The sequence below is a fragment of the Sporomusa sp. genome, assembly GCF_035561255.1.
Taxonomy (GTDB): Bacteria; Bacillota; Negativicutes; order Sporomusales; family Sporomusaceae; genus Sporomusa.
Map to the genome: position 1 here is coordinate 1 of NZ_DATMXX010000283.1, position 10396 is coordinate 10396.

Sequence of the window (10396 nt, forward strand, 5' to 3'; positions counted from 1 at the left end):
CCTATGTATTCTCATACATAGGTTTTACTAAAATTAATGTTTGTGGTGCCGATAGTATTCGGCGACTTTGGCAAACGCATTACCACTGGCCGCAATGGTAGCACCGATATCGGCGTGGGTGTGGGCGCCTGACATGAAGGCAGCTTCGAACTGAGATGGTGCCAGGTAGATGCCCTGTTCGAGCATTGCATGGAAGAACACGTTAAAGGCTGCAACATCTGAGCGCTTGGCGCTGTCATAATCGTATACCGGTTTATCACTAAAGAACAGGCCAAACATTGAACCGGCCTGATGAAACTGGAAGTTGAACCCAAAGGCCTGCGCTTGTGCCTGAACCCCGGCGCACAACGCGGCAGTCATTGTTGTTATTTTCTCATAGAAATCAGGGGCTTCTGACAACAATCGCAAGGTAGCAAGTCCGGCAGTCATCGCCAGCGGATTACCGCTCAGCGTCCCCGCCTGATATACCGGACCGGCCGGGGCAATTTGCTCCATAATATCCCGCCGCCCACCATATGCGCCAACAGGCAAGCCGCCCCCAATTACTTTGCCAAGGCAGGTAAGATCTGGTGTAATGTTATAGACCTCCTGTGCCCCCCCATAAGCAACACGGAAACCGGACATAACTTCATCAAAAATCAACAATGCGCCGTAGCTCTCGGTCAGGGCCCGTACCTTTTCCAGATAGCCGGGCCGCGGCAGCACCAAGCCCATATTACCAGGCACCGGTTCAATGATTACAGCAGCAATATCCTCACCGTGTTTCTCAAAGATTTCTGTCAAACCCTTAACGTCGTTATAATCAACCGTAAGGGTATTAACAGCAATACTTTCCGGTACCCCCGGACTGTCAGGAACGCCCAGTGTTGTAGCCCCTGACCCCGCTTTGACCAGCAAACTGTCATGGTGACCATGATAGCAGCCGACAAATTTTACAATTTTATTGCGTTTCGTATACGCCCGCGCCAGCCGGAGCACACTCATGGTGGCTTCAGTACCGGAATTAACACAACGGACAAGTTCCATGGACGGAACAGCTTCAGTAATCAGGCGCGCGAGTTCTGTTTCTAAAAGGGTGGGTGCACCGTAGCTGGTACCACGCTCTAACGCATCTTTAAGTTCACCGATAACCTCCGGATGAGCGTGACCTAGAATCATGGGCCCCCAGGAACCGACATAGTCAATGTAGACATTACCATCAATATCATAGATACGGCTGCCGGCCGCTTTGGCAATAAAGGGCGGTGTACCGCCAACACCCCGGTACGAGCGGACTGGACTGTTGACACCGCCGGGAATGTATTGTTTAGCCTCAGCAAAGGCTTTTACTGATTTGTCTAATTTAAATGCCATTGTTATATCCCCTTTCCTCTACAACCAGCGTACCGCATCCAGGGCATGATAGGTAATAATCATATCAGCACCTGCACGTTTCATACTTGTGAGTGTTTCAATAACCAGGCGCGGTTCGTCGATCAGGCCCTGAGCGGCGGCGGCCTTAACCATAGCATATTCACCACTGACATTATAAGCGGCGACAGGCAACAGGAACTTATCTTTTACCTGGCGGACAATATCAAGGTAAGCCAGCGCCGGCTTGACGATAATAATATCTGCCCCTTCCTCAACATCAAGCGCAACTTCCCTGAGCGCTTCCCGTGAGTTGGCCGGATCCATCTGATACGCCCGGCGGTCGCCAAACTGTGGCGTCGAATCGGCGGCGTCCCGGAAAGGCCCGTAGTACCCTGAGGCATATTTAGCCGAATATGACATAATACTGACATCACTACAGTCAGAGCGGTCCAATAGCTCGCGAATAGCAGCTACCCTGCCATCCATCATATCAGACGGAGCTACCATATCAGCCCCCGCTTTAGCATGGCTAAGCGCCACCGCGGCTAAGAGCGGCAGGGTCGGATCATTATCCACTTTATTGCCGTTCAGGAGGCCGCAATGTCCATGGTCGGTATACTGACACAGGCATACATCAGTGATGACAACAAGCTCAGGCAAGGCTTGCTTAATGGCCATAACAGTCTGCTGCACCGGACTGTTCATGTCCCAGGCGCTGCTGCCACGCGCATCCTTGTATTCAGGCAAACCGAACACCAGCACTGCCGGAATACCTAAATCATAGACCTCCCGCGCCACCAGGACAGCCATATCAGGTGACAAGTGGTAATTACCTGGCAAGGACTTAATCTCTTTCTTAACCTTGGTACCAGGCACAACAAACAACGGATAGACCAGGTTGGCGGCCGTTAATGCCGTCTCCCGCACCATACTGCGGATACCGCCGGAGGCTCTCAGCCGCCGGGGACGGTGAATGATAGGCATGATTACTCCTCCCTGTACATAGCCGTAATGGCTGCAATTAATCCTTTAATGGTATATTCTTCGGCAATAACGTCGGGCTTAATGCCATTAGCCAGGCAGGTCTCTGCCGTAATTGGCCCAATACAGGCCACCTTGGCTTTGGCAATAAACCGGGCACCCTCTTGACCCAAAAGGTTTAACAGATTGGTTACAGTCGAAGAGCTGGTAAAGGTAATCAGTTCAATCTCGCCCTGTTCCAATTTGGCTGCCAGTTTCAGCCCGTCGGTATCGCCAACAAGGGTACGATACGCAGGGACCACATTGACAACAGCCCCCAGCTCTGTCAGTTTTACCGGCAGAATATCCCGCGCCACCAAAGCACGGGGAATAAGGACTTTCATGCCTTGTTTTATGTAAGGTTCCAGCGCCTCAATAACACCTTCTGCCCTAAATTCGGCAGGGATGATATCTGCTGTAATGCCATAATTCTTCAACAAATTCGCCGTTGGTGAGCCGATAGCAGCCACTCTGGCAGCAATCGCTCTGGTGTCCAGCCCGGCGGCAGCCAAACGGCTGAAGAAATGCTCGACACCGTTAACACTGGTGAAAATCAACCAGTTATATTCATTAAGCCTGGCAATGGCTTCATCAAGCGGCTCATAGCTTTCCGGCGGTACGATCTTAATGGCCGGAGCTTCAATACAGTTGGCGCCCAGTTTTGCCAGACCGTCCGTGAGGGCGCTGGCCTGTTCGCGGGCCCGGGTTACAAGTACTTTTTTGCCATACAGCACCTTATTGTCAAACCACGCCAGTTTATCGCGCAAGGTAACAACATGACCAACGATGAAGATAGCAGGTGGCTTTAAGCCCCTGGCGGCAACATCCTGTGCAGCCTGACCGACAGTGGTTACCAGTACTTCCTGCTCCGGCTTGGTACCCCAGCGAATGACAGCTGCCGGAGTATCGGCAGGACGGCCATGTTCGATCAGGTTCCCGGTGATATAGGGCAGGTTCTCCACGCCCATCAGGAACACTAAGGTATCAACAGCGGTAGCCAGTTTATCCCATTTGATCGTTGATTCGGCTTTAGTTGGGTCTTCGTGCCCGGTAATGACGGCAAATGAGGTGGCAATACCCCGGTGAGTGACAGGAATACCGGCATATGCCGGTACTGAAATCGCCGAAGTGATACCTGGTACAACCTCAAAGGGAATATGATTCTCTAACAGTTTTAGTGCTTCTTCACCACCGCGTCCAAAAACAAACGGGTCCCCGCCTTTAAGACGTACGACAATTTTGTTTTCTTGGGCTTTATCTACCAGCAGCTGGTTAATATCCTCCTGCCGCATGGTATGATCGCTTGAGGCTTTACCCACATAAATAAGTTCAACATTTGACCTGGCATGTGCCAGCAGGCGATCATCGGCCAGCCGGTCATACACGATCGTGTCTGCTTCTTTTATACATTCAATTGCTTTGACGCTAATTAGCCCGTAGTCACCAGGACCTGCACCGACTAAGTAGACAATTCCCTGTTTCATTGGAATCCCCCTTAACCCAATCTTGCTCTTCGAAAATGAATCAAATAAAGATATTTCTTTAGACCGTTACGCTAGCGCTTAACCTGCGCTTTTATAATAACAGCCTGCATGAAATCTTTATTGGATACTATTACTCTCCGCAAATAATTTTGCCAGTATCTCGCGCCCGCCGTTTTTCAGCATGCGCACTGCCAGTGTCTGCCCCAACGCCGCCGCCTCGGCCGGGCTGCCCAGAGTGGTATCGCGAACAACCTCCTGGCCATCAGGCGACATGATAACAGCATTAAGGCTGAGCTGGCCATTCTGGTCAAGCTGACCGTAAACACCAATAGGGATCTGACAGCCGCCCTCGACCTCAGACAGAAAACTCCGTTCCGCCAGTGTAGCCTGCCGGGTCGGTTCATGATTCAAAAATCGCAGCATCGCCAGCGTCTCAGCATCATTCTCCCGTGCTTCCAGCGCCAATGCGCCCTGCCCGACAGCAGGCAAACAAATATCCTGCGGCAATACCTGGGTAATATGCCCGTCCCACCCCAGACGTTTGAGGCCGGCCACTGCCAGCAGAATCGCATCAAGCTTTTCGGTTGTCAGCTTTTTCAGCCTGGTATCCAGATTGCCGCGCAAGTCAACAATCGTTAGGTCAGGCCGTGCGTTTAGCAATTGGGCCTTACGCCGCAGGCTTGAGGTACCAACCCGGGCGTTAACAGGCAGCTTATCCAGCGTTTTAAATTCAGGACTAATCAGAGCATCACCAGGATCAACCCGGTCAGTAACTGCCGCTAACACAAGGCCCTCCGGCAGTTCGGTGGGCATATCTTTCAGACTGTGCACAGCCAGGTCGATTTCACCACCGAGCATGGCCACTTCCAGTTCTTTGGTAAACAGACCCTTGCCCCCAATCTTGGCAAGCGGTACATCAAGAATCCGATCCCCTGTTGTTACCATATTCTTTAGGACAATCTCTACTTCCGGATAGCGCTCACGCAGACAGGCTGCCACATAATTGGCCTGCCACAAAGCCAGCTTACTACCGCGCGTACCGATGACTAGTTTTTGTTTCACTGTCTTGTTCCTCTCCTACATGGTCTTCTCGTTCCCGCGTCATTTCCAGTGCAATATCCAGTTTAAACATTTTCCGGAGAGCATCCTGGTAGTGATATTCTTTGTCGGTACCGGCAGCTTCATTAAGCCGGACAATCGGGTCACGAAGCAGTTTTCTTACAATCATCTTAGACATATTTTCAAATATTCGCCGTTCATCGGCAGTAATATCAGGCAGCTTAGCCATCGCCCGCTTTATTTCCCGCTGGCGGATACGTTCGGCCTTATCGGTTAGGCGGACCAGCGTCGGTTGGTAGGACAGATAGCGAAAACGTTCAATAATTCCGGCCATTTCCTCGTCAATCAGCTTTTCGGCCTCGACAGCCTCCTGCTCCCGCCCGCGCATATTGGATTCAACAACAGCCTCCAGGTCATCGATATTATATAAGGTGGCCCCGGCAATAGCCCCAACCTCAGGCTCAACATCGCGCGGTACAGCAATATCAATAAAAAAGATCGGCCGTCCCTGCCTTTTAGGCATAAGATGTGCCACATCCCACGCATGGATAATATAATGTGGCGCCCCGGTAGATGTAATGATAATATCGGCGTCAATAGCTGACTTCATAAAATCCTCAAAGGGAACAGCCACCCCGCGAAACTTATCGGCCAGGGCAGCCGCCCTGTCAAAGTTGCGATTTGACACAAACACTGTCTTGACACCGCTCGCAACAAGGTGCCTGGCGGTAAGTTCACTCATCTCACCGGCTCCCAGTACCAAGACATTAGTAGACGACAAATCACCCAGTACTTTTTTTGCCAATTCAACAGCGGCATAGCTGACAGACACCGCACTATAGGCAATACGGGTCGTTGTCCGGATTTTTTTACCAACAGCAATCGCCCTGTTGAACAAGGTATTAAGCACAGTGCTGGTGGTACCGGCCGTCCGGGCCATAGCATACGCTGTCTTTACCTGACTTAAGATCTGGCCTTCCCCAAGTACCAGGGAATCAAGGCTGGCGCTTACCCGGAACAAATGCCGGATACATTCCTCTTCCTGGAAATAAAACAGATAGTCATAGCTTGTCTCAGCTAACACACCAGGTGCCATATGGTCAAGAAACTCCTGCATAACAGGCAGGGCATCGTCGGCCTCTTCAACGACAGCATACATTTCGGTCCGGTTACAGGTAGACAAAATAACGCATTCCCGGATATCGTCATATTCAGGAAGACGCTTATAGGCTACTTTAATCTTTTCTTCAGAAAAGGAGAAGCATTCCCGGACTTCTACCGGGGCAGTTCTATGATTTAGGCCCAGTACAACAAGCTGCATGTCGTATTCTCTCCTCTGCTTCGCTAAACTTACCACTTTTGAGCAAGTGCAGCGCCTCATGGTCAATGGTTTCGCGCCAGAATTTTTCTCGTTCTTTTGCTGTTGCTAAACGGTCTTTCATTTCAGGCCGCAATTTGGCGATAAGCGTCAGGTAATGGCCATATTCCGGACCATATCTTGCAGCGATATCCTCTTTCAGGCGCCTGGCCAAGGCTGGACTGCCGCCACCTGTCGAAACTGTAATTAATAAATCACCGTGTGTAATATGTGCCGGCACATAAAAATCAGACAGCTCAGGCGCGTCAGCACTATTGACTAAAGCACCCGCTGCCCGCGCTTCCACCGCAGCCTGGCGATTAATATCCACCTGGTCGGTAGCGCAGAATACCAGAAAAAAATTATATAAATCACCCGGGGCATAGACGCGCGACATCCAGGTCAGGCGCCGGGCTTCCGCCAGACTGGTAAGCCCGGGTGTCAGTACCGGACTAAACACACTTACTTCGGCGCCGGTTGCAATAAGTGTCATCACTTTCCGCTCAGCAACCGCACCACCACCGACAACAGCGCAGCGCCGTCCGGTTAATTTTAGATTTATTGGGTATAACTCCATTCATTTCACGTCCTGGGATGAGTTATTGTGCCACAAACATCTTATCATATTTCGCGGCTAAATGGTAATTTTCCTTTTAATTCAGATAAAATAATGGCCAAACCCAAACCTGGCCCGGCATTCCCGCCGGCGGTGGAGCTAGTCTGTTTTAGATGCAGGTGGCAGTGGCTTTTTTGGTATGGCAAAGTAGGACTCTAATACACGTCTGGTAACCGGTGCAGCTGCCATGGAACCCTCACCACCGTCTTCAACAAGGACAGCTACCGCGATTTCCGGGTTTTCGGCCGGGGCATAGCAGGCAAACCAGGAATGAGTCGTACCTCGCCCGGTCTCAGCTGAGCCCGATTTTCCCGCCACGGTTTTGGGAAACCCTTTAAAGGTGGCTGAGCCTGTACCACGCGCGGTAACAGCAATCATGCCCTGACGTATTGTATCCCATACCTCAGGCCTAAGGTAAATTGTCCGCAGAACCTCCGGCTGCAAATCTTCGACAAGGTTGCCCTCCGGCGTCAGCACCTTATCTACCAGCATTGGTTTATAGACAATACCACTATTAGCAGCCGCCATAGCCAGCAGGGCCTGCTGCAGGGGTGTTATCAGGTAGTAGCCCTGACCAATGGCAGCGATCAGGGTTTCCCCTGGATACCAACCCTCGCCATAGGTTGCCTGCTTCCATTCGGTAGTCGGCACTATCCCTTTTTCTTCACCGGCGAGCTTAATGCCTGACTTTTGCCCCAGGCCAAATGTCAGGGCATATGAGGCTAAATTATCAGCTCCCAGACGACGCCCTAATTCATAAAATACCGGGTCGCTCGACCAAGCCAGGGCGTCGGTAATCGTCAATTTGCCAAGCCCTTTGGTATCCCAGCCATAAAAGCTCCAGCCATTTAATACATATACGCCGCGATCATCGAAGATCTCCTGCGGGGTAGTCAGGTTCATCTCCAGGGCAGCGGCAGCTGTGACAATTTTGAATACCGAAGCAGGCGGGTAGGTATTCTGGATAGCACGGTTACTTAGCGGGGTATTCGGATTGGAGATAAGCTTATTCCACTCCAGACTGGTAATTCCGCCTGCAAACACATTGGGATCATAGGCCGGGTTGCTGGCCATAACCAATACACCACCGGTTTTAACATCAATCACTACCACTGCCCCGCCTTTGGCTGGTGCCCCTATTCTCCGGCTGGCTTCCACCTGTACATTCAGTGCCTCTTCCGCCGCTTTCTGCAGGTTGGCGTCAATTGTCAGTACAAGCCCCTTACCGGGATGAGATGCGCGGTCGCCCAGTGAGCGCACCTCCTCACCGCCGGCATTCACCTCTAGCTGCAGACCACCATCCTTACCACGCAACGCGTCTTCCCACTCCCGCTCTAAACCGTCCTTACCGACCAGATCGGTTGCCCGAACCCCTTGTTTCTTACGCCTGGCATACTCTTCTTCACTTATGAGGCCGACAAACCCCAGCACCTGGGCTGCAAGCTCCTTATAAACATACTGCCTGACCGGAATCGCTTCAATGATAACCCCCGGCAGATAATACTGCCGTTCCTCAACCTTAGCTATTATGGCGGCATCAACGTCTCTTTTGATCCGCACTGGCGTGTAGAGGAAATCTTCACTGCCTTTTATCAACCGGTCAATCTCCTCAGCCGGGACACCGGTAATCATAGACAGCAACGGGGTAGCCTCCTGCGGATTAGTATACTCGCTGGGAATGATTGATACGGCGAAACTTGGCCGGTTAGTCACAATAACTGCGCCATTTCTATCATAGATGGTGCCACGCGGCGCCTGATCGATAATTTGCCTGGTACGATTCTGTTCGGCAATTTTTTTATATTGAACCCCCTGGAATAACTGCATCCATACCAGTCTAAGCAGCAATATGCCAATGATACCGACACAAATAATCGCTAATGTTCCAATACGGCGTCTCTCATCCCACATACGTGTCCCCTTTTCCTTCAACGCAATTCACATCATTTAGTATCCCATAATAGGCAAAAAAAATAGCAACCGTGCGCAAAAGCAGCCGGTTGCTCCATGACCATTATTAACGAGACCCCGTGAGTTGGGGGACTTTTTACACTTACTGAGTTACATAGTCTTTGCCTACAATTACCTTTACCGTGTCAGCGTTGCTGTCATCCTGGTTAACCTGCAGCGCATAGCGGAAAGGCAATCTTGTTAATTTGCCGCTAGCCTCACTGCCATTGGCTATTACCACCGTATTTTTATTAGCAGTTTTAGTGCCTGCAACACTTATAACCTCGTAGCCCTGGCTGCGGAGCATAGCCGCCATCTTATCACCGGCCTCCGGAACGCCACTGGCATTCACGACCTCAAACCGCAGCTTACTGGTTGCCGCCGGCGACTTGGCATCCGTCACCTTAGGTTTCTCTGCTTCCTTAGGCTTGTCAGGAGCCTTGGGATCGATTATCGCTTTGGGTTTGGGGTCTTTTGCATCATCCGGCTTTTTAGGTACATCAATTATTTTCATCTCTTGCGGGACAGACCGTTCATATTGGGCAGCGGTTGTCCGTGCTGCTGCCACAAACTTGTCGTCTGCGGTCATTGCCTGCGAAAAAATCACATAGTTTCTCAGTTCAATGATATCAGGCAGCCAATAACTAATATCAGCAATATAAGCCGGTTTTCCCGGAACTGTCTCAGCCTTCAAACCGGCCTTACTGGCATCGTTTAACAGTTTCGCTAAGTTTAGCATTTCCGATGTGGTCATGTCTGTGTTGAGGGCTGAGTTTACCTCCCTGATAATGGTAGGTATCCGCGGCAGGATAAACGGGCTGCTTGCTTCTTTGAGCATGGCTTTAACAAACTTCTGCTGGCGCTCAATCCGGCCAATGTCGCCCTCTTCGTCGCGATAGCGAACATATTTAATGGCGGTCCGTCCATCCATTTTTTGCACACCTGGCTTAAGGTCGATTAACAGGTTATCATATGGATCCTCATAGTACATGCGTTTCTCGACATCAATGGTTACCCCGCCTACGGCATCAACAATTTTATTAAAGGCAGCAAAATTAATAATGGCATAATAGTCCATTGGAATACCCAATAAATCTTCCACGGCCCGTTGGGATAGCCGATGGCCGCCTTCTGCATAAGCATGGTTAATTTTGTCCCAGCCGTAGCCAGGAATCTTGACCCTGGTGTCACGCGGCACCGAGAGCAAAGATACTTCCTTGGTCGAGGTGTCAACAGTAACGACAAACATTGTATCTGAACGGCCGACATCATCGCTGCGCTCATCTACCCCCATAACCAGGATATTGACTTTATGCGGCATCCCTGTCGCATTCGCGCCTGCCCGCCGTGCCTTTTCAAAGGTACCACCTGTTGACCAATAGTACGTAGCTCCTGCCACGCTAATAAAAAGAAGTAAACAAGTTAGTATAAGCAAAAACCGGCCGCGCCGGTTTTTGCGCTGATCAACAAGCCGTTTTTCGAGGCGTGATGTCATAACACAATCACCCTTTCATCGTCTTTATATTACTTTTTATTACATAACAAGACAAGCCCTGT

8 protein-coding genes are annotated in these 10396 nt (G+C 50.8%); all 8 read right to left on the reverse strand.

The annotated features are described in order from the left end of the window. Nucleotides 1–33: 33 nt before the first annotated feature. A complete protein-coding gene (gene hemL, locus VN379_RS15500) occupies nucleotides 34–1353 on the reverse strand; it encodes a glutamate-1-semialdehyde 2,1-aminomutase (RefSeq protein ID WP_325535435.1) in 1320 nt (439 codons plus the stop codon). Nucleotides 1354–1371: 18 nt separating this feature from the next. Beyond that, nucleotides 1372–2337 carry a porphobilinogen synthase gene (gene hemB, locus VN379_RS15505; RefSeq protein ID WP_325535437.1) on the reverse strand — a complete coding sequence of 322 codons (966 nt, stop codon included), beginning with the start codon at nucleotides 2335–2337 and terminating at the stop codon, nucleotides 1372–1374. Nucleotides 2338–2339: 2 nt separating this feature from the next. Further along, on the reverse strand, nucleotides 2340–3857 hold the full coding sequence (cobA, locus tag VN379_RS15510; RefSeq protein WP_325535439.1) for a uroporphyrinogen-III C-methyltransferase: 1518 nt from the start codon (nucleotides 3855–3857) through the stop codon (nucleotides 2340–2342). A 117-nt stretch (nucleotides 3858–3974) separates the two neighbouring features. Then, a complete protein-coding gene (gene hemC / locus VN379_RS15515) occupies nucleotides 3975–4919 on the reverse strand; it encodes a hydroxymethylbilane synthase (protein ID WP_325535441.1) in 945 nt (314 codons plus the stop codon). Then, nucleotides 4885–6237 carry a glutamyl-tRNA reductase gene (hemA, locus tag VN379_RS15520; RefSeq protein ID WP_325535443.1) on the reverse strand — a complete coding sequence of 451 codons (1353 nt, stop codon included), beginning with the start codon at nucleotides 6235–6237 and terminating at the stop codon, nucleotides 4885–4887. The genes hemC and hemA overlap by 35 nt, the downstream gene beginning before the upstream one ends. Then, complete coding sequence (locus VN379_RS15525) at nucleotides 6206–6850, reverse strand: bifunctional precorrin-2 dehydrogenase/sirohydrochlorin ferrochelatase (protein ID WP_325535445.1); 645 nt, start codon at nucleotides 6848–6850, stop codon at nucleotides 6206–6208. The genes hemA and VN379_RS15525 overlap by 32 nt, the downstream gene beginning before the upstream one ends. Before the next feature lie 138 nt (nucleotides 6851–6988). After that, nucleotides 6989–8800, reverse strand: a complete 1812-nt coding sequence (gene mrdA, locus VN379_RS15530) for a penicillin-binding protein 2 (protein ID WP_325535447.1) — start codon at nucleotides 8798–8800, stop codon at nucleotides 6989–6991. 142 nt (nucleotides 8801–8942) lie between these two features. Continuing rightward, entirely contained in the window at nucleotides 8943–10334 is a 1392-nt protein-coding gene (locus tag VN379_RS15535; protein WP_325535449.1) for an LCP family protein, read from the reverse strand. Between the last annotated feature and the right edge of the window lie 62 nt (nucleotides 10335–10396).

Bases quoted from the DNA above. Each gene is read 5' to 3' on its own strand.
- cobA (WP_325535439.1), bottom strand. From the start codon at position 3,857: ATGAAACAGGGAATTGTCTACTTAGTCGGTGCAGGTCCTGGTGACTAC.
- hemL (WP_325535435.1), bottom strand. From the start codon at position 1,353: ATGGCATTTAAATTAGACAAATCAGTAAAAGCCTTTGCTGAGGCTAAA.
- mrdA (WP_325535447.1), bottom strand. From the start codon at position 8,800: ATGTGGGATGAGAGACGCCGTATTGGAACATTAGCGATTATTTGTGTC.
- VN379_RS15525 (WP_325535445.1), bottom strand. From the start codon at position 6,850: ATGGAGTTATACCCAATAAATCTAAAATTAACCGGACGGCGCTGCGCT.
- hemB (WP_325535437.1), bottom strand. From the start codon at position 2,337: ATGCCTATCATTCACCGTCCCCGGCGGCTGAGAGCCTCCGGCGGTATC.
- VN379_RS15535 (WP_325535449.1), bottom strand. From the start codon at position 10,334: ATGACATCACGCCTCGAAAAACGGCTTGTTGATCAGCGCAAAAACCGG.
- hemA (WP_325535443.1), bottom strand. From the start codon at position 6,237: ATGCAGCTTGTTGTACTGGGCCTAAATCATAGAACTGCCCCGGTAGAA.